General features: G+C 71.4%; 18 protein-coding genes. All 18 read right to left on the bottom strand.

The genetic code is table 11. From position 1 onward, the window contains the following. Positions 1-275: 275 nt before the first annotated feature. Complete coding sequence (locus tag AB0L65_RS29645) at positions 276-605, bottom strand: DUF1048 domain-containing protein (RefSeq protein WP_364251538.1); 330 nt, start codon at positions 603-605, stop codon at positions 276-278. Position 606: 1 nt separating this feature from the next. Next, positions 607-963 (bottom strand): DUF1048 domain-containing protein, encoded by a 357-nt coding sequence (locus AB0L65_RS29640; RefSeq protein ID WP_364251535.1) that lies wholly within the window; start codon positions 961-963, stop codon positions 607-609. After that, a complete protein-coding gene (locus AB0L65_RS29635) occupies positions 960-1,286 on the bottom strand; it encodes a PadR family transcriptional regulator (RefSeq protein ID WP_363963697.1) in 327 nt (108 codons plus the stop codon). The genes AB0L65_RS29640 and AB0L65_RS29635 overlap by 4 nt, the downstream gene beginning before the upstream one ends. A gap of 511 nt (positions 1,287-1,797) precedes the next feature. Continuing rightward, positions 1,798-2,130: a hypothetical protein gene (locus tag AB0L65_RS29630; protein ID WP_364251532.1), complete on the bottom strand. Its 333-nt coding sequence runs from the start codon at positions 2,128-2,130 to the stop codon at positions 1,798-1,800. 46 nt (positions 2,131-2,176) lie between these two features. Then, complete coding sequence (locus AB0L65_RS29625) at positions 2,177-4,195, bottom strand: hypothetical protein (RefSeq protein WP_364251529.1); 2,019 nt, start codon at positions 4,193-4,195, stop codon at positions 2,177-2,179. Between the two features lie 41 nt (positions 4,196-4,236). Continuing rightward, the gene (locus AB0L65_RS29620) at positions 4,237-5,106 is read right to left on the bottom strand and encodes a DivIVA domain-containing protein (protein WP_350729183.1); all 870 of its coding nucleotides are present in this window, start codon (positions 5,104-5,106) and stop codon (positions 4,237-4,239) included. A gap of 107 nt (positions 5,107-5,213) precedes the next feature. Further along, on the bottom strand, positions 5,214-5,501 hold the full coding sequence (locus AB0L65_RS29615) for a YggT family protein (protein WP_350729181.1): 288 nt from the start codon (positions 5,499-5,501) through the stop codon (positions 5,214-5,216). Between the two features lie 80 nt (positions 5,502-5,581). Next, entirely contained in the window at positions 5,582-6,082 is a 501-nt protein-coding gene (sepF, locus tag AB0L65_RS29610; protein WP_350729179.1) for a cell division protein SepF, read from the bottom strand. Between the two features lie 139 nt (positions 6,083-6,221). Next, positions 6,222-6,914, bottom strand: coding sequence for a YggS family pyridoxal phosphate-dependent enzyme (locus AB0L65_RS29605; protein WP_364251526.1), 693 nt, complete (start codon positions 6,912-6,914; stop codon positions 6,222-6,224). Between the two features lie 96 nt (positions 6,915-7,010). Then, on the bottom strand, positions 7,011-8,486 hold the full coding sequence (gene ftsZ / locus AB0L65_RS29600) for a cell division protein FtsZ (protein WP_364251523.1): 1,476 nt from the start codon (positions 8,484-8,486) through the stop codon (positions 7,011-7,013). Between the two features lie 324 nt (positions 8,487-8,810). Then, positions 8,811-9,476, bottom strand: coding sequence for an FtsQ-type POTRA domain-containing protein (locus tag AB0L65_RS29595; RefSeq protein WP_364251520.1), 666 nt, complete (start codon positions 9,474-9,476; stop codon positions 8,811-8,813). A gap of 158 nt (positions 9,477-9,634) precedes the next feature. Then, positions 9,635-11,032: a UDP-N-acetylmuramate--L-alanine ligase gene (gene murC / locus AB0L65_RS29590; protein WP_364251517.1), complete on the bottom strand. Its 1,398-nt coding sequence runs from the start codon at positions 11,030-11,032 to the stop codon at positions 9,635-9,637. Next, on the bottom strand, positions 11,029-12,105 hold the full coding sequence (murG, locus tag AB0L65_RS29585; protein ID WP_364251514.1) for an undecaprenyldiphospho-muramoylpentapeptide beta-N-acetylglucosaminyltransferase: 1,077 nt from the start codon (positions 12,103-12,105) through the stop codon (positions 11,029-11,031). Before murG ends, murC begins: the two co-directional genes overlap by 4 nt. 12 nt (positions 12,106-12,117) lie before the next feature. After that, positions 12,118-13,392 (bottom strand): putative lipid II flippase FtsW, encoded by a 1,275-nt coding sequence (gene ftsW / locus AB0L65_RS29580; RefSeq protein WP_364251511.1) that lies wholly within the window; start codon positions 13,390-13,392, stop codon positions 12,118-12,120. Then, positions 13,376-14,752: a UDP-N-acetylmuramoyl-L-alanine--D-glutamate ligase gene (murD, locus tag AB0L65_RS29575; protein WP_350729167.1), complete on the bottom strand. Its 1,377-nt coding sequence runs from the start codon at positions 14,750-14,752 to the stop codon at positions 13,376-13,378. The genes ftsW and murD overlap by 17 nt, the downstream gene beginning before the upstream one ends. Beyond that, positions 14,749-15,807 carry a phospho-N-acetylmuramoyl-pentapeptide-transferase gene (gene mraY / locus AB0L65_RS29570; RefSeq protein WP_364251507.1) on the bottom strand — a complete coding sequence of 353 codons (1,059 nt, stop codon included), beginning with the start codon at positions 15,805-15,807 and terminating at the stop codon, positions 14,749-14,751. Before mraY ends, murD begins: the two co-directional genes overlap by 4 nt. Then, positions 15,804-17,630, bottom strand: a complete 1,827-nt coding sequence (gene murF, locus AB0L65_RS29565; RefSeq protein ID WP_364251504.1) for a UDP-N-acetylmuramoyl-tripeptide--D-alanyl-D-alanine ligase — start codon at positions 17,628-17,630, stop codon at positions 15,804-15,806. The genes mraY and murF overlap by 4 nt, the downstream gene beginning before the upstream one ends. Continuing rightward, entirely contained in the window at positions 17,630-19,168 is a 1,539-nt protein-coding gene (locus AB0L65_RS29560; protein WP_364251501.1) for a UDP-N-acetylmuramoyl-L-alanyl-D-glutamate--2,6-diaminopimelate ligase, read from the bottom strand. The genes murF and AB0L65_RS29560 overlap by 1 nt, the downstream gene beginning before the upstream one ends. Positions 19,169-19,193: the final 25 nt, after the last annotated feature.

Genomic DNA, 19,193 nt, shown 5'->3' with positions numbered 1-19,193 from the left:
CGCCCTCCGCGAAGCACAGCCCCATCGCGCCCCGCGCCACCCAAGCGGGATCGCATCGCCCACCCGGACGGGCGCCGTCACAGGCACGCAGAGCGCTGTCCGCGCGGGACCCGCAGCCGGGGCGTCCTTGCGAAGGATGGCACCGTGTTCATTAATGGCCCCGCAGGAGCCGGTGGAGACATCGACGGGCCGCGCCGGTGAGGGGCTGGCGTTCAGATCGAAGATGACCGAGGCACCGACCGGGCAGCTCGTGTTCAAAGCCGGGTCGACAGGTGCTACCTCTCGGCCGTGCCGCCGGGTTCTCCGCTGATGGACTCCTGATAGATGTCCGCGAAGGTACGCGAGTCCTTGATCAGGTCGTCGCAGAAGGCGGCGACGTCGTCGCCGATGAGTTCCAGCACTCCCTTGCCGGCCGCGACGCCCTCCTCGAAGAAGTCGACGATCCCTGAGAGCAGGGGACCGTCAAGCAAGTCGGTCGGTCCTACCTTGAAGAAGTACTTCTGAATCTCCTTGTAGACGATCTGGTAGTCCGGCGGGAGCGCCTTGACCCGCGCCATGTGCGCCCGCCACTGCTTCTTGCCCTCGATGATGTCTTGGATGCCCACGTCAGCCTCCTAGCCGGCCCAATTTCCTTGCGACGTTCCTGTTCAACTGCTCGCGCCACCGGTCGCGATAGCTCCGGGCCCCTTCTCCGCCGGCCAGCGCCGCGCAGAAGCCCCCGATGTCGTCCCCCAGCACCTCGTGAATGCTCCGCCCATCGGCCGCCGTCTCTTCGAGCAGCCCCAGAGCACCGTCGAGAATCGGCATCAGGTTTCGACCCGTGAAGTCCCCGTAGGGAAAAAGATGACCCTTGATCTCTTCCCACGCCGCCCGGTAGTCGGCCGGCAATGCCTCGGCCCGAGCTTCGAACGCCTTCCATTCCCTGGTGAGATCGCTGCCTGTCATGGCCTCCCAGAAGTTCATCTCCCGCCCTCCTTGAGCTTGTCGATCCGCGATGTGATGTACTCCCATTTCGCCCAGAACGTCGCGAGTTCTTCGCGCCCCGCCTCGTTGAGCTCATAGAACTTGCGCGGCGGGCCCAGCCCGGACGGTCGTTTCGTCACCTGGACGAGCCCGTTCTTCTCCAGCCGCAACAGGATGGTGTAAACCGTCCCCTCGACGACGTCGGCGAAGCCCAGTTCGTTCAGCCGACGCGTGATGGCGTACCCGTAGGTCTCCTCGCTGCCGATGATTTCCAGCACGCAGCCCTCAAGCGTGCCCTTCAGCATCTCTGTCAGGCCGTCCATCGTGGGTCCTCTTCCGCCTTCCCTTGGTACTCGGTGCTACCGAGTACCAGTACACGGTACCACGGAGTAGTGGACTATTCCGCGCACGGAGCACGGAAGCGATTCGAACCATCGGCGCCGCGCTTACACGAGTGCCCGACCCGGCCGATGACCCTTCCGGGAGCGCCTTGCAGGAGGCGTCGGCGCAGGTGAGGGCGGTTTGCGCCGGACGCGGTACGGACCGGCCACAGCTCGTGAAGGCGTCAGCGCCACACCGAGGAGGAACTCCAACGTCCGACACGCCGCCCGGGGATGATCGGATGGGCCGCCGCCGACAGCGGCGTCAAGAAGACCGCTCCGCCCTACAGCGGCACCATCAAGCCGTCGATGCCGCGTGGCCGCAGGATTCTCGCGGGGTAAGGGCGAAACCCTGCTCCTGGACCGCCGGCAGCCCCTCGCCGGGGGCCGCGTTCCGGATCACGTCGATCTCCTGCGCCGAGATGTCGCCGAGACCGATCGATGACCCGGGGAATCATGAACTCCGCATTGGCGCGGAGGTCGTAGCCGATAACGGCGGTGACGGAGCGGTGGCGGCGGGTGACGGCGGTGCGGCCGGGAACACACCGAGGTCGGCCGCGGCCCCGGCGGAAGCCATCACCTGGCGCGGGTTGTCGATGATGACGCCGTCCGGCCGGGGCCGCAGTGTCAGCGCCTGCCGCGCCGCGAGATGGCCGTCCTGCTCGGTGGCCTCGACGTGGATCAGCATCTGCGCGTCGTCCCCGTCGATGCCGCGTTCACCGAGTGCCCGCGTGACCCCGAGCTCGCGCCGTCGGACGAAGGAGTACTGCGGCGCTCCCGAGGACACGAGCGATTCGCCTGCGGCCGTGCTCGGCCAGGTGGGAGGCGGGCTCTCAGCTGACCGTCTCGCGGTCGTGCTGGCACACCGAGCAGCTCGTCAGCCCGGCCGCCTCCGCCGCGGCGAGCGTCATCGTCTCCACGCCCGACTCCCCCGCGCCCCTGATCAACGGGCACGCGGTGCTGTGGTAGCGGCGGGTGCCGATGATGACCTTCACCGTGCCGGAACGCTCGTCCTTGCCCTCAGCGCCACCCGAGGAGCCGCTGGACGTGGCATCGGCCTTGGCCGAGCCGGAGGCCTCAGGCTTGGTGGTCTTGGCCGGGGTCCCGGGCTTGGGCGTCGAGCCGCTCCCCTCGCCCTTGAAGACATCTGGCTTGGTGGAAGTGGCGTCGTCCTTGGAGCCCGAGCCGGCGGATCCGGGCGTCGAACCCGTCGCCGTGCCGGGCGTGCCGGACTTCGCCCCCGAGCCGGCAGGCCCGCCGGTGCCGGAGGTCCCGGGTTTCGGGCTCGCGCCGCCGGACGTGCCCGCCTTTGCCGGGCCACTCGCCGCAGAGGGCCGCCCAGACGCGGACGGACGGTCAGAGGCGGACGGCCGATCGGAGGCCGACGGACGGTCAGGGGCTGACGGGCGGTCAGGGCCGGACTTCTCCGTTGTCGAAGGCTTGGTGGCCGAGCCCGTGCCGGAAGGGCGTGCGGCGCTCGTGCCGGGGCCTGGGGGCAGCGGGCCCTTGGGCTTGGCCTCCGACTCGGCGGAGGACGCGGGCCGCTCCGGCACCGTCGCGCTCTCCCCCGCCGTGGCAGGCGTCTTGGCGGCCCCAGAAGGACGCTGTGACGGCCCGGAGGCCCCACCCGAGGGTCCAGGGCGGACCGGCGTCCCGGAAGAGGTCACGCGCGGCTGCGGTGCCGTGGCGGGCCCTGCGGAATCGTCCTCGTCGGTCGCCTTCGAAGAGGGCCCACCGGCGGGGTGTCCCGGACGGGCGCCAGTCGATCCCGGCTTCGGCGACGGGCCGCCGGTCTGCCCAGGCTTGTCGCCAGGTCGGCCGGGCTTGGTGCCGAGCTGCTCGGGCGAGCCGGTGGACTGGCCGGACTGGCCGGGCTGGCCGGGCTTGGTGCCGGACGGACGGGGTGTGTCCGTGGGACGGCCGGGCTTGGCGCCGGGCTGTTCCGGCGAGCCGGTGCGCTGCGAAGGCTTGGCCGCGGGTGCTCCGGCCTTGCCGGGGGCTCCCGTGGCGGGACCTTCCGGAGGGGCGGAGGGCGAGCCGGGCCTGCGCGCGGAAGGCGGCGGCCGGAAATATGAAGTCTCCGCGTCCGCCTGATCGTCATCCGATTCGGCGGCGGAGGAGGTGGACGGGCGGCCGAACCACGCGGTGGCGCCTTCCTCGCGGGAGGCGGGCTCCGGGTCGGGGGTGGAAGCCTTCGCGGCAGGCTTCGGCGGGGCGACCGGCGGACGTACGTCGCGGGTCTCCGTGGAGTCTTCCGCCCGGCTCGCCGCCGTGACGGCGGCGCCGGGGGCGACGACGGGCTCGGGGTCGGCGGCAGGCGGCAGCTGCCGTCCGCCGAGCGCGGCGTCAGGCAGGCACGCCGTGCAGGGCGTGAAGCCCTCCTCGCGTGCCTCCTCGTACGTGAGCTCCTCGTTGTCCCGGCCGCTCAGCTGTCGGCAGCCGGACACGTGGTAGCGCTTGCGTCCGGGGATCACCAACACGATCGCATCCGGCGAGATGCCGCTCGCCGCGGGGCGGCGGGGTGCGGCGGCGGGAACGGTCGCCGTCCGCTGCGGTGTCTGCGGATGCGGGTGGGGTCGCGGTGGGGGCTGGTGACCCATGGGGCCGGTCTGGCTGTACGGCGAGCCGGGGCCCGGCGGCATGAGCCCCTTCGGGGGGGTGGCCGGCGCAGCGGCCTGCCCACCACCGGGAAAAAGCTCGTTTCGCCGCAGGAACGCCCCGATCACGAGGAACAGCGCGGACAGCACGCTGACCACGATGGACCACATGATCAGGAACGGCTTAGCCAGTACGAAGCCCGCGATCAGCAACACGACCGCCGCGAGCACCAAACCAGCACTGATAAGGATCACAGGGGGCTCTTTCGAGTGACAGGTCCTAGTGACCCGCTACTTTACCGGCGGTCGTTGTGGGGACCGTCACCGCCGGGGAAGACACCCTGGGGAGCCTCGCCGCCGAACGGGCTGGGACCACCGGGAAGCGGCGGCTGGCCCTGCGACACGGCGTGCGACATCGCGGGAGCCTGACCCGCCGGACCACCGGACATCACCGGGAACCCACCGCTGCCCTCAGCGGAGACGTTGAGCTCGGCGAGCTGGTTTTCCAGGTAGAGCTTGAGCCTGCTGCGGTATTCGCGCTCGAAGCTGCGCAGCTCCTCGACCTTGCGCTCGAGCTCGTCGCGGGTCTGCACCAGCGAGCCCATCGCCTGGCGGTGGCGCTCCTGCGCGTCACGCTCGAGCGTCTCGGCGCGGGCGCGGGCGTCGCCGATGACCTGCTCGGCCTGGCGGCGTGCCTTGGTGAGGATCTCGTCGGCCTCGCGGCGGGCGCGGGTGACCGTCTCGTCCGCCTCCCGGCGGGCGTCGGAGATCGCCTGGTCGGCGGTCTGCTGGGCGAGGGCGAGCACGCGGGCCGCCGTGTCCATGTTGTCCTCGGCGGGAGGCATGTTCATGACGGGGACCGGCTGCTGCACAGGCGGCGGCTCGGGGGCGCGCATGGGCTCCGGCTGGGGCGGCGGAGCCATCATCTCGGGCTTGGGCTGCTCCTGGACCGGGGCGGAGGCCATGGGCATGTTCATGCCGCCCGGCACCTTCCCCCGCAGGCACTCGGCCAGCTTGGCGCGGAGCTCTTCGTTCTCTTGGATCAGACGGTCGAGCTCAGCCTCCACCTCGTCGAGGAAGGCGTCGACCTCTTCCTCGTCGTAGCCCGGCCGCAGCCGGGTGGTACTGAACTGCTTGTTCCGCACATCAGCGGGCGTCAGCGGCATTTTTTTGGTCTCCTTGGCGCGCTTTGGAGTCTGTCCGGAGGGACGGTAACCCGAATCACTTCAGCGCGGACACGAGTTGGATCACGACCTGCGCCACACCGCCCCCGTCATCGCAGCATCCCCACGATCTGGATCAGCAGCAGCACGGCGATGAACAGGACAGTGAAGCTTAGGTCAAAGGCCACCGTACCCAACCGGAGCGGGGGAATGAAACGGCGGAGGAACTTGAGAGGTGGGTCAGTTGCGGTGTAAGTGGCTTCGGCCAGCACCAGGACGATGCCGGAGGGGCGCCACTGACGGGCGAAAGCCTGGACCGTCTCGAAGATCATTCTGCCGATGAGCAGCACCAGGTAGAGAGACAGGACTACGACCAAGATCTGGCTTACGATCCCCACGGCCCGGCCGCGCCTCCACTCCCGATGTGCCCTCCCGGTCTCGGCGAGACCCGGTTGGGTGCGATAGACATACAGAGACTCTAACTCTGATTGAAGAACCCGCGTTCCGCGATTCGGGCCTTGTCCTCGGCGGTCACCTCGACATTGGCAGGGGACAACAGGAACACCTTGTTGGTAACACGTTCAATGCTGCCATGTAGGCCAAAGACCAGACCTGCCGCGAAATCGACTAGACGCTTGGCGTCGCTGTCAACCATCTCCGTCAGGTTCATGATGACCGGGGTGCCGTCTCGGAAGTGCTCTCCGATGGTACGCGCCTCGTTGTACGTCCGGGGGTGGAGTGTCGTGATGCGGGCCAGATCCGTCGTGCGGCGCTCCAGGATCGTCGTGGCGGGCCTGGGCGCGGGCACCCCCGCCTCGGGCTCCTCGTCGCGTTCCTGGACCGCTACGGGCCGCTCGTCGCCGGGCCGCTGCACCTCGTCCTCGTAGGCGTAGTCGTCCGGGTAGGTTTCGTACCTCTCGTAGCGGTCGTCCTCCACGAGACCGAGGTAGACCGCCATCTTGCGCATCGCGCCGGCCATCGCTACGTCGTCCTCCTGCTCACGGTCGCACTCGCTCGAGCCCGTCGCCGGATCCCGAGGCGGTAGCCGTACCCCCTTGGAGCTCACCGCTGATCGACCTCTACTTGGTCATGGGCCTGAAGACCCACTTGAGGGGACATTACCTGACGAAGGGCTTGCGACGACCGAGCAACGCCGTACCGACCCGCACGTGTGTCGCGCCGTACGCGATGGCTTCCGCGAGGTCCTCGCTCATACCGGCCGAAATCATCGTGGCGCGCGGGTGCTGCTCCTCCAGGCGCGTGGCCACGTCACGCAACCTGGCGAACGCCTTGGCGGGCTCCTCCCCCAGCGGCGCCACGGCCATGATGCCGCCCAGCCACAGACCTTCGGCCAGCGCCACCTCGTCGGCCAGCTCCGGCACGTCCGCGGCGCGGGCGCCGCCCCTTTCGGGGTCGTCGTCGAGCGCGACCTGGATGAGGCAGCCGACCCTGCGGCCCTGGCGGACCGCCTCCTTGCTGATCGCCTCCACCAGCCGGAGCCGGTCGACGGAGTGGATCACGTCGGCGTACGCGACGACCGAGCGGACCTTGTTCGTCTGCAGCTGGCCGACGAAATGCCAGGTCAGCGGCAGGTCCGCAAGCTCGTGCGCCTTGGGCGCGGCCTCCTGGTCCCGGTTCTCGCCGACGTCGCGCACCCCCAACTCCGCCAGGATGCGCACGTCCTCGGCCGGGCGGGTCTTGGTGACGGCGATCAGCGTGACCTCGCCCCGGTCACGACCCACCGCGCGGCAGGCCGCCGCGATGCGCGTGTCGACCTCGGCGAGCCCGGCCGCGATCTCGTCCCTTCTCACGTGGCCCTCCCTTTCACTACACGCCCGTGCGGTACGCCCAGCGCACGACGGCGCCGCTCCCGGATCCCTGCCGGAGAGCGGCGTCAGGCTACCGGGCTATTTGAGGAAGTCGGGGACGTCGAGCTCCTCTTCCTGTTCCTCGAAGACCACCCGAGGACGTTTGGCGGGCTCCGACATGCGGGAGGTGATGGGCGTGGGCGGGTTGGCGGGCTCGGGCGTGGGCCGGGGGATGGAGACGGGGCCGGACGGCTCGTCGGCCAGCGGCTCGTCGTCGACGGACCCGGGGATCTGCGCCGACTCCACCGGACGCACCGGCTCCGGGCGCGGCGGCTCGGGACGGGGCTCCGGGCGGGGATCCGCCCTGAACTCCGCGCGCGGCTCCGGCCGGGGATCGGCCCTGAACTCGGCCCGCGGCTCCGGACGGAAGTCCGTACGCGGCTCGGGCCGGAAGTCCGTACGCGGCTCCGGACGCACCTCAGCACGCGGCTCAGGGCGCAGCCCGGGCTGCTCCGACTTCACACTGGGGGACGCGACGCTCGGCCGCACAGGCGACGACACGGGCGGCGCGGCCGGCGGGGCGGCGGGACGGCTCGCCGGCCGGGGCAGCGGCTTCTCCACCGGAGGCGGCACGTCGTCGAACCCGGCCGCGATCACCGTCACGCGGACCTCGTCGCCGAGCGCGTCGTCGATGACCGTACCGAAGATGATGTTGGCGTCCGGCGCGGCCGCCATGGACACGAGCTGCGCGGCCTCGTTGATCTCGAACAGACCGAGGTCGGAGCCGCCCGCGATCGACAGCAGCACGCCGTGGGCGCCGTCGATGCTGGCCTCCAGCAGCGGGCTGGAGACCGCCATCTCCGCCGCCGCCACCGAACGGTCGTCGCCGCGGGCGTGGCCGATGCCCATGAGGGCGGAACCGGCGCCCGACATGACCGACTTGACGTCGGCGAAGTCGAGGTTGATCAGACCAGGGGTGGTGATCAGGTCGGTGATGCCCTGGACACCGGACAGCAGCACCTGGTCCGCCGCCTTGAACGCGTCCAGCACGCTCACCTGCCGGTCGGAGATCGACAGCAGGCGGTCGTTGGGGATCACGATCAGCGTGTCGACCTCGTCGCGCAGCGTCTCGATGCCGGCCTCGGCCTGCATGGCCCTGCGCCGTCCCTCGAAGCTGAACGGCCGGGTCACGACGCCGATGGTGAGCGCGCCGAGCGACCGGGCGATGTTGGCCACGACGGGCGCGCCGCCCGTGCCGGTGCCACCACCCTCGCCGGCCGTGACGAAGACCATGTCGGCCCCCTTGAGGACCTCCTCGATCTCCTCGCGGTGGTCCTCGGCCGCCTTGCGCCCCACGTCGGGGTTGGCGCCCGCGCCCAGTCCGCGCGTGAGCTCACGGCCCACGTCGAGTTTCACATCGGCGTCACTCATCAGCAGCGCCTGGGCGTCGGTGTTTATCGCGATGAACTCGACGCCCTTGAGTCCCTCCTCGATCATCCGGTTGACGGCGTTGACTCCGCCGCCGCCGATGCCGACGACCTTGATGACCGCGAGGTAGTTCTGCGGTGCTGCCACGACGAGGGGCCTTTCCGCTCGTTGACTTGCCATTTCGGTGCGGATTGTCTCCGCTTTTTGTCACTTCGGGTAACTCTCAACCTCAGGTTGAGATTTAGATTTATGTCAACCTGAGGATTGATACGGACAGTAGGAGTCCCCTACCTGGCGGGTCAACTAACCGCGCCGCAAGCACGTCCGGCGTGTCGCGGGCTGTCCGTTTCGCTCCGAAGTCGCGCCTGGTCGGGGGCTCCTGGCCCGACGTACGACTTAAGGCTCTCACGCCGCGACCCCCACCTCGCACAAGCTGGGCGATGCCGTTGCCGCGCACTTGCCCAGTCTTGATCACTTCAGCGTCACCACGTCCGGGGAGCTGACGTCGTACACCGTGGCTTTTTCTCGTTTGAGCAGCGATGTAATAATGCGCGCCTTCTCCTTGGGACGGTCGGCGCCGCCCCAGATGACGGTGCGCCCGTCGGACAGCAGCAGGGTCACGCCCTCGGCCGTGCCCGCGCGGACCTCCCGGACCTTGGGCGCCAGCACGCCCGGGACCGCCTGGATGACCTGCAGCGCCGCCATCATGGCCGGGTCGCCGACGGCGGGGTTGTCGACCTTGAGCACCGGCAGCATGGGCGGCGCCGCGGACCTGACCTCGATCACCACGCCCTGCTTGTCGACGATCGCCACCTTGCCGCCCGCGGGGATCGCGGCGACGGGCTCGCGCTCGACCACTTCGATCTTGAGCGTGCCCGGCCAGATCCGGTCCACCTTCGCCTTGGCGAGCTGTCTGATGCCCAGCACGCGGGTCTCGACGTCGGCGAGGTTGACGGTGGCGAGGGGATGGAGGTCCGGCACGCCGGCCTGCTGTTTGATGCGCTCGCTCGGCACTGTGAGATTTCCCACGATCTCGATCGAGCGCACGCCCAGCACGGGTGAGAAGAACACCAGCCAGGCGGCCGTGCCCACCACTCCCGCCGTCAGCAGCCCCAGGAACGCGGTCCTCGCCTTCATCGCCCTCCCCATGTCGGCCCCGGGGTTTCCGGCCCCCGGGCGTCGGCACAGAACCTACGCCGACGCGCCGCACGGCACCGCGCGCCACGCCCAAACGCCCCCCAACGGGACGCACCGCGCTCCCGTCGGTGCTCGCGCGCCGTCAGCCCGCAGGGGTGTCAGGAGAGGCGGGCCACGATCTGGGGGCCGAGCTCCGTGACGTCGCCCGCGCCCATGGTGAGCACGATGTCGCCGGGCCGCGCCCGCTCGGCCACCATCGCGGGCACCAGGGCCCGGTCGGGCGCGTACGCGACCCGCTCCGGAGGCAGCGGCACCTTCCCGGCCACCATCGCGCCCGAGACGCCCGGCTCCGGATCCTCGCGGGCCCCGTAGACGTCGAGCACGATGGCCTCGTCGGCCAGCGCGAGCGCCGCGCCGAACTCGTCGGCGAAGAACCGGGTGCGCGAGTAGAGGTGCGGCTGGAAGATCGCGATGACCCGGCCGTGGCCGGAGTAGGAGGCGACCACGTCGCGGGCGGCCTTCAGGTCGGCGGTGAGCTCGGTCGGGTGGTGGGCGTAGCTGTCGAAGACCGCGATGCCGCCGGCCTCGCCCTTGGCCTCGAAGCGCCGCTTGGCCCCCGTGAAGGCCCCCAGCCCCTCTCTGATCTCCTCGAAGGGCAGCCCCAGCTCGTCGGCCACGGCGATCACCGCGGTGGCGTTGAGCGCGTTGTGCGCCCCGGGGACGGCCAGCCGGACCTCGCCCCTGCCCTCGATGCCGAAGACCGTGCCGAACCCGTCGGGCCTGATCCCGCTCACGCGGTAGTCCTCGCCCTCGACCCCGTACGTCTTGACCCGCAGCCCCCGCTCGCGCGCCCGGTGCGCCAGCTCGGCGGCGCCCGGGTCGTCGGCGCACGCGATCAGCAGCGAGCCCACCCGCTCGGCGAAGCGGGCGAAGCTGGCGTGCACGGCCCCCGGGTCGCCGTAGTTGTCGAGGTGGTCGGCCTCGACGTTGGTCACCACCGCGATGTCGGGCGCGAGCATGAGAAAGGAGCCGTCGCTCTCGTCGGCCTCGGCCACGAACACCTGGCCCTGCCCCTCGTCGGCGCCGAGCCCGGTGGTGACGAGCTGCCCGCCCACGCAGTAGGACGGGTCGGCGCCGCACTTCTGCAGGGCCACGGTCAGCATCGAGCTGGTGGTGGTCTTGCCGTGGGTGCCCGCGATGGCCACGGCGGTGCGCCCGGCCATGACGGAGGCCAGCGCGGCGGCCCGCGGGATGATCCGCAGCCCCTGCTTGAGCGCCTCGCCCAGCTCGGGGTTGGAGTCGCGGATGGCGGTGGAGACGACCACGGTGTCGACGTCCTTGATGTGCGAGGCGGCGTGGCCGATGTGGACCGTGGCGCCCAGCTCGCGGAGCTCGGTGATCAGCTCGGAGCTGCGCGCGTCGCTGCCGGACACCCGTACGCCGCGCTTGAGGAGGATGCGGGCGATGCCCGACATGCCCGCGCCGCCGATGCCGATGAAGTGCACCCGCCCCAGATCCGCTACGGCAATGGGATCGACCAGCTTGACGAGACTCATCGGGCTATCTCCAACACTTTCCGGGCAAGCATGATATCGGCGTCCTTCCGGCCAAGTCTGGAGGCGGCCTCCGACATGGCCGCGACCCGCTCGGGGTCACGGAGGATGGGCAGCACGTTGTGGATGATCCATTCGGGTGTCAGTTGGGCGTCGTCGACCATCAGGCCGCCGCCGCCCCGGGCGATGCGCCCGGCGTTGATGGCCTGCTCGCCGTTGCCGTGCGGCAGCGGCACGTACGCGGCCGGCAGCCCCACCGCGGTCAGCTCCGCGCACGACAGCGCGCCGGCGCGGCACAGCGCGAAGTCCGCGGCCGCGTAGGCGACGTCCATGCGGTCGACGTAGGGCAGCAGCACGTACTGCGGGTCGCCCGGCGGCGGCTCGCGGTCGACGGCGTTGTTCGGGCCGAGCACGTGGAGCACCTGCACGCCCGCGCTGCGCAGCACGGGCGCGGCGGCGAGCGCGGCCTGGTTGAGCGACCTGGCGCCCTGCGAGCCGCCGAAGACCAGCAGCGTCGGCCGGTCGTTCTCCAGCCCGAACCAGGAGCGCGCCTTGTCGCCCGCCGACAGCCGGTCGAGCGTGACGATCTCGCGGCGCAGCGGGGTGCCGATGTATTCGGCCTTGGGCATCGCGGCCTCGGGGAAGCCGGTGAAGACGTGCTCGGTGAGCCGGGCGCCCAGCCGGTTGGCCAGGCCTGGGCGCGGATTGGCCTCGTGCACGACGATCGGCACGCCGCGCCGCTTGGCCGCCAGGTAGGCGGGGGTCGCGACGTAGCCGCCGAAGCCCACGAGGACGTCGGCCTGGACCCGGTCGAGTATGCCGGCCGCGGCGTTGATCGCCCCGGCCAGCCGGCCCGGCACGGTGAGCAGGCTCGGAGTGATCGCCCTTGGCAGCGGCACGGCCGGCACCAGCGCCAGCTCGTAGCCCCTGGCGGGCACCAGCCTCGTCTCCAAACCGCGCTCGGTGCCCATGCAGGTGATGCCGACGCTCCGGTCAAGATGGCGCAGCGCGTCCGCAAGGGCGAGCGCGGGCTCGATGTGCCCGGCCGTCCCACCACCGGCGAGGACCACCCTCATCTCGGTCACTCCCTAACGTGTCGCTCGGCCTTTGGTCGTACCCCCCAGGCCAAGCCAGCTTAGGGCCCGGGCGGCCGGTCCGGGGCCACGAGCCTTCAAGGCCTCCCTCGCGCCAGGCTCGCGTTTGGCGAACGACAGCAGCATGCCGAGCGCGGCGAGCGTGGGCAGCAACGAGGAGCCGCCGTACGAGACCAGCGGCAGGGGGATGCCGGTGATCGGCAGGACGCTGAGCACGGCGCCCATGTTGACGGTCGCCTGCCCGACGATCCAGGCCACCATGGCGGCGGCGGCGAGCCTGGTGAAGGGGTCGTTGACGCGGACGGCGACGCGCAGCCCGGCGTACCCGAGCAGCCCGAACAGCGCCACCACCATCAGCGTGCCCATCAGCCCGAGCTCCTCGCCGAGGATGGCGAAGATGAAGTCGCTCTCGCCGTGGGGCAGCCAGTTCCACTTCTGGCGGCTCGCGCCGAGTCCGAGCCCGAACCAGCTGCCCGAGCCCATCGCGATCTGGCCCTGCACGGCCTGGTATCCGGCGTTCTGCGCGTCGGCCCACGGGTTGAGGTAGGCCCCGATGCGCGCCATCCGGTACGGTTCCACCTTGATCATGATGACCGCGGCGAGCACCGCCAGCGACAGGATGCCGCCGAACAGCTTGATCGGCGCCCCCACCACCCACAGCAGCGCCAGGAAGATCATGAACAGCACCAGCGTGGTGCCCAGGTCGCGGCCGAGCATGACCATGACGGCCAGGATCGCGGTGCCGGGCATGAGCGGGATCAGCAGCTGCCGCCACTCGATGCGGCCCTGCCGCGCCCGCCTGGCGAGCAGGTCGGCCCCCCACAGCACGAGCCCGAGCTTGGCCGGCTCGGACGGCTGGAGGGTGAACGGGCCGATGTAGATCCACCGCTGCGCGCCCAGCTCGGACGAGCCGATGAACAGCACCATGACCAGCGCCAGGATCGACAGCGCCATCATGGGGTAGCCGGCCCAGCGGAAGAACTTGGCCGGCAGCCGTGAGCAGGCCCACATCACCGGCAGGCCCACCGCGGCCGACAGCGACTGCTTGAAGAACCACGAGAACGGGCTGCCGGTCTTCTGCAGCGCCTCGACGCTGGAGGCCGACAGCACCATCATCAGGCCGAGCGCGAGCAGCAGCGCGCTGCACATGATGATCAGGTAGTACGTCGTCAGCGGCTTGTCGAGCAGCTCCTTCAGCGACCCGAGCTGCTCCCGCGCCCAGCCGCCCGGCCCCTCGACGGCGCGCGGCTCCTCAGCGTTCGCGCTCACGTCGCAGCCTCAGCTCGCGTACGGCGCGCGCGAAGGCCTCCCCCCGCGCCGGGTAGTTGGCGAACATGTCGAGCGAGGCCCCCGCCGGGGAGAGCAGCACGGTGTCCCCGGGCGAGGCCAGCCGGGCGGCTTCGGTGACGACTCTTTCCATCGCACCAGTGTCCCGATCAGCGATGTCCACGACGGGGACATTCGGCGCGTGTCGCGCGATGGCTTCGGCGATCCTGTCCCGATCTGCCCCGAGCAGCACCGCTCCGCGCAGTCTGGGGGCCGCCTGGCGTACCAGGTCGTCGACGTCCGCGCCCTTGAGCTGCCCGCCCGCGACCCACACGATCGACGGGTACGAGGCCAGCGCCGCGGCGGCGGCGTGCGGGTTGGTCGCCTTGGAGTCGTCGATGTAGTCGACCTCGCCGACCCGGTCGACGTGGGCGAGGCGGTGGGGGTCGGGCACGAAGTCGCGCAGCCCCTGGCGCACCGCCTCCGACGGTACGCCGAGCGAGCGGGCCAGGGCGGCGGCGGCCAGCGCGTTGGCCACGTTGTGCGGCGCGAAGGGCCGTACGTCCTCCAGTGTCGCCAGCTCCTCGGCCGCCTCCACGGGATCGGCCACGAACGCCCGGTCGACCAGCAGGTCCTCCACGACGCCGATCTCGCCGCGCCTGGGCACCCGCAGCGTGAACCCGACCGCTCCCGGATAGGGCGCGGCCAGCCTCGTGGCCTCGGGATCGTCGGCGTTGTAGATCACGTGCGCGGCCCGCTCGAAGATGCGGCCCTTGGCGGCGGCGTACTCCTCCATGGAGCCGTGCCAGTCGAGGTGGTCGGGGGCCACGTTGAGGATGGCCGCGGCGTGCGGGGCCAGCGTGCTGGACCAGTGGAGCTGGAAGCTGGACAGCTCGACGGCCAGCGCGTCGTACGGCTCGGCGACGGCCCGCACCACGGGGACGCCCACGTTCCCGACGGCCAGGGCCTTGTGCCCGGCGGCCAGCAGGATGGAGGTCAGCATGCGTACGGCGGTGGTCTTGCCGTTGGTGCCGGTCAGCGCGAGCCACGGGGCCGCCTGCGCCGGGCGCAGCCGCCAGGCCAGCTCCACCTCCCCCACGACCTCGACGCCCGCCTCGAGCGCGGCGGCGATCAGCGGGTGGTGCGGCGCCCAGCCGGTGGTGACCAGGCGGGTCACGCCCTCCGGGATCTCCATCGCGCCGAAGCGGGTCTCCACGCCCGCCGCGGCCAGCTCGGCGGCGGCGGCGAGCTGGCGCTCGCCCTCCACCGCCTCCACGACCACGACGCGCTCGCCGCGCTCGGCCAGCACCCGCGCCACGGCGGTGCCGGACACGCCGAGCCCGGCCACGCACGTGACACTCATGGCTTGGGCATCCACTCGACGTAGAACAGCCCGAGCCCGAGGGCCGAGCAGAGCATCGCGACCAGCCAGAACCTGACCACGATCGTGGTCTCGGCCCAGCCCTTCAGCTCGAAGTGGTGCTGCAACGGCGCCATCCTGAACACCCGTTTCCCGGTCATCTTGAAGAACCCGACCTGGATGATGACCGACAGGGTGATGATCACGCACAGGCCGGCCAGGATGATCAGCAGGAGCTGGGTGCGGGTGGCGATGGCCAGGCCGGCCAGCACGCCGCCCAGGGCCAGCGAGCCGGTGTCGCCCATGAAGATGCGGGCGGGCGGGGCGTTCCACCACAGGAACCCGATCAGCGCCCCGAGCACGGCCGCGGCCACCACGGCCAGGTCGAGCGGGTCGCGCACCCAGTAGCAGTTGGGGCCGAGCTGGTCGATGCAGTTGTTGCGCAGCTGCCAGTTGCCGATCAGCACGTACGCGGCCAGCACGACGCCGGTCGCGCCGCTGGCCAGACCGTCGAGACCGTCGGTGAGGTTCACCGCGTTGGAGAACCCGACGATCATGAAGAGCACCCAGATCGTGAACCCGACGATGCCGATCGACGGGCCGATGTCCCGCAGGAACGACACCCGGGTCTCGGCGGGGGTGATGCCGTAGATGTTCGGCTGGCGGACCACCAGGAACGCGAAGACCGCGCCGACGACGAGCTGGCCGAGCGCCTTGGCGCCGCTGCGGAGGCCGAGGCTGCGCTGCTTGTAGATCTTGATGAAGTCGTCGAGGAACCCGACCGCGCCGAGCCCCGTCATCAGGAACAGCACCAGCATGCCCGACACGGTGGGCGGGGCGAAGGTGGCCAGGTGGGAGGCGCCGTAGGCGAGCAGCGAGGCCAGCACGAACACGATGCCGCCCATCGTGGGGGTGCCCCGCTTGCCGAGGTGGGCCTGCACGCCGTCCTCACGGATCTCCTGGCCGTAGCCGCGCCGCGACAACAGCCGGATCGCCAGCGGGGTGCCCAGCATCGAGAGGATCAGGCCCACCGCACCGGCGATGATGATTTCGGTCACTGAGCGGCACCTCCGAGCACGAGCTCGGCCGTCCGTTCCAGACCCATGGCTCTCGGTCCCTTCACCAGCACCGCGTCACCCGGCCGCAGCCATCCGGCCAGCTCGGCCGCGGCCGCCTCGGCATCGGGCACGTGCACAATTCGCATCGCCTGCGCAGGATACGCGGCCCCGCCACCGGGCGGCGCCCCGGCCACCGGCCCGCCCAGGTGAGGCCCGCCCGCGGGCGGCCCGGCGGGCACGCCGCCGAAGGGAGCCGCGCCCATGGGAGGCCCGCCCACCGGCGGCTGCCCGGGCACGGGTCCACCCGCCGGAGGAGCCTGCCATCCCTGCGGCGGCACGCCACCGGCGTCCGGCGCCTGCCAGCCGGGTTGCGGGGCCCCCTGCTCGGGGGACGGCCCGTGCCGGCCCTGGTCCTGAGCCGGTCCATGCCAGCCCTGGTCCTGAGCGGGCCCGTGCCAGCCCTGGTCGGGGGAAGGCCCGTGCCAGCCCTGAGGCGCCTCCTGGTGGGGGACGGGCGCCTGCGGGACCCCGGCCGCGGCGTGGGCCGCCGCCTGGGCGTCCAGGGCCGCCTGAGCGGCCGCCTGCGCCTCCGCCGCGGCGGCGGAGGCCCCCTCCAGCACCGGGCCCGCGTCGGGGCCGGCCACGATGAGCCCGGCCAGACCGGAGCCGCCGGCCAGCCGGCCCAGCTCCGCGTTGAGCACGGGGCCCTCCTCGCCCAGCTCGCGCAGCGCCGCGATGACGGCGAAGCGCCGCCGTCCCCGGCCCAACACCTCGAACGCCGCGAACGCCGCCCGCATCGAGTCGGGATTGGCGTTGTACGCGTCGTTGACGACCGTCACCCCGTCGGCCCGGTCCGTGACCTCCATCCGCCACCGGCTGAGCGGCGTGGCCTGCGACAGCTCGGCGGCGATGGTCGCCACCGGCAGGCCCAGCTCGTAACCGGCCGCGGCGGCGGCCAGGGCGTTGTCGACGGCGTGCTCCCCGTACAGCTGGAGCGACACGGGCGCGGACCCCGAAGGCGTGCGCAGCGTGAAGGAGGCCCGCCCGCGGGCGTCGACCGTGACACTCTCTGCGCGGATCGAGGCCGACTCGCCCCGGCCGAAGAACGTGACCCGCGCGTCCGTGCGCGAGGCCATGGCCCGCACCAGCGGGTCGTCGGCGTTCAGGACGGCCACGCCGGTGCGCGGCAGCGCCTCGACCAGCTCGCCCTTGGCCTTGGCGATGGCCTCCTTACCGCCGAAGACGCCGAGGTGCGCGGTGCCGACGTTGAGCACCACGCCGATCTCCGGCGGCGCGATGCGGGTCAGGTCCTTGATGTGGCCGATGTTGCGCGCGGCCAGCTCCAGCACCATGAAGCGGGTGTCGAGGTCGGCCCGCAGCACGGTCAGCGGGTGTCCGAGCTCGTTGTTGAAGCTGCCGACGGGGGCGATCGTGGGCCCGACGCGGGCGGTGAGCCGCGCCAGCAGGTCCTTGGTGCTGGTCTTGCCCGCCGAGCCGGTCACGCCGATCACGGTGACCTTGGGCAGCGCGGCCGCCTGGGCGGTGGCCAGCTCGGCCAGCGCGGCGGCGGCGTCGGGCACGATCACCGCGGGTCCCTCGACCGGCCTGGTGGCCAGCACGGCGACGGCTCCGGCCCTGATCGCCTGCGCGGCGTAGTCGTGGCCGTCGACGCGCGCGCCCTTGATGGCCACGAACAGCGATCCCGGTTCTACGGCCCGCGAGTCGATCACGACGGGCCCGCGGACGACCGCGCGGGGATCGGCCATGCCCGTCAGGGCGCCCGAGGTTATCTCGGCGATCCTGGCCAGAGGCAAGGGGATCATCAGTGCTTCCTGCTTTCCGTGCTTTCCTCGCGTGCGGCGATCGCCTCCGCGACCACCTCACGGTCGTCGAAGGGGATCACTTCGCCTGAAATGTACTGACCCTGCTCATGACCCTTGCCGGCCACGACGATCACGTCGCCTTGCCCGGCCCGGGCGATCGCCAGGCCGATGGCGGCCGCGCGGTCGGGCTCAATGATCACATGAGCGCGGTCGTGCTGCGGAACGCGGAGCGCTCCCTCCATCATCGTCACGAGAATGGCCAGCGGATCCTCCGAGCGCGGATTGTCGCTCGTGAAAATGGCCACATCCGCCAGCTGGGCGGCGAGCTCGCCCATGACGGGCCGTTTGCCCTTGTCGCGGTCGCCGCCGCAGCCGAGCACGATCGTCAGCGTGCCCGCCGTGACGGACCGCAGCGAGCGCAGCACCGACTCCACGGCGCCGGGCTTGTGGGAGTAGTCCACGACGGCCTGGAACTCGTCTCCCGCAGCCGTGATCCGCTGCATGCGCCCGGGAACCCCGGTGAGCGTGCCCACGCCGTGCACGGCGGTGTGCAGCGGCACCCCGGCCTCGACGAGCGTGACGATGGAGCCGAGCGCGTTGGCGACGTTGAACGGCCCCGGCAGCGCGATCTGCGCGTCCGCCTCGACCCCGCCGGGCCCCACGACCCTGAACGCGCTGCCGTCGGCGCCCAGCCGGGCGTCCAGCGCCCGCCACTCGGCCTCCGGGTCGCCCAGCGCCGAGTACGTGGTCATCGGCACCTTCGCCAGGTCGAGCAGCTCCCGCCCGTAGCGGTCGTCGATGTTGGTCACGCCGACCCGGCTCAGCTCCGGCTGGAACAGCCGCACCTTGGTCGCGAAGTAGTCCTCGAAGTCCTTGTGGAAGTCGAGGTGGTCCTGGGAGAGGTTGGTGAACAGGGCGACGTCGTAGAAGATCCCGTCGACCCTGCCGAGCGCCAGGGCGTGGCTGGAGACCTCCATGACGGCCGCGCTGACGCCTTCCTCGCGCATCAGGGCGAACAGGCCGTGCAGCTGCGGCGCCTCGGGCGTGGTGAGCGTGGGCCGGAAACGCGCCTCGCCGGCGCGGATCTCGACGCCGCCCACCAGGCCGGCCCGGTGCCCGGCCGCCCGCAGGCCGGCCTCGATCATGAACGTGGTGGTGGACTTGCCACTGGTGCCGGTGACTCCGAGGATCTGGATGTCGTGGGCCGGCTGCCCGTACACCCAGGAGGAGATCTGCCCGAGCAGGGCGCGCGGGTCGGGCACGATCAGCACCGGCAGCCCGGTCGCGACGGCCTCGTCGCGGCCGGCGCGGTCGGTGAGCACCGCCACCGCCCCCTTCGCCATCGCCTCGGCGGCGAAGGCGGCTCCGTGGGCCTGTTTGCCGGGCAACGCCACGTAGAGATCTCCGCGACTGACGTCGCGGGAGTCGATGGTGACGCCGGTCAGGGCGGCATGAGGCGACCGCGACGTGCCTGAGTCGGCGTCGAGCATGGTCGCGAGCCCGGTCAGCGGGCGGGGCGGGCTGGTCGTAGGACGCATAGACGACGGGGGACGCACGGCGAGA

Source organism: Nonomuraea sp. NPDC052116, assembly GCF_040680035.1.
GTDB classification, from domain to species: Bacteria; Actinomycetota; Actinomycetes; order Streptosporangiales; family Streptosporangiaceae; genus Nonomuraea; species Nonomuraea angiospora_A.
The sequence above is the reverse complement of the archived record's forward strand: the minus strand, read 5'-3'. Positions and strand labels throughout refer to the sequence as shown.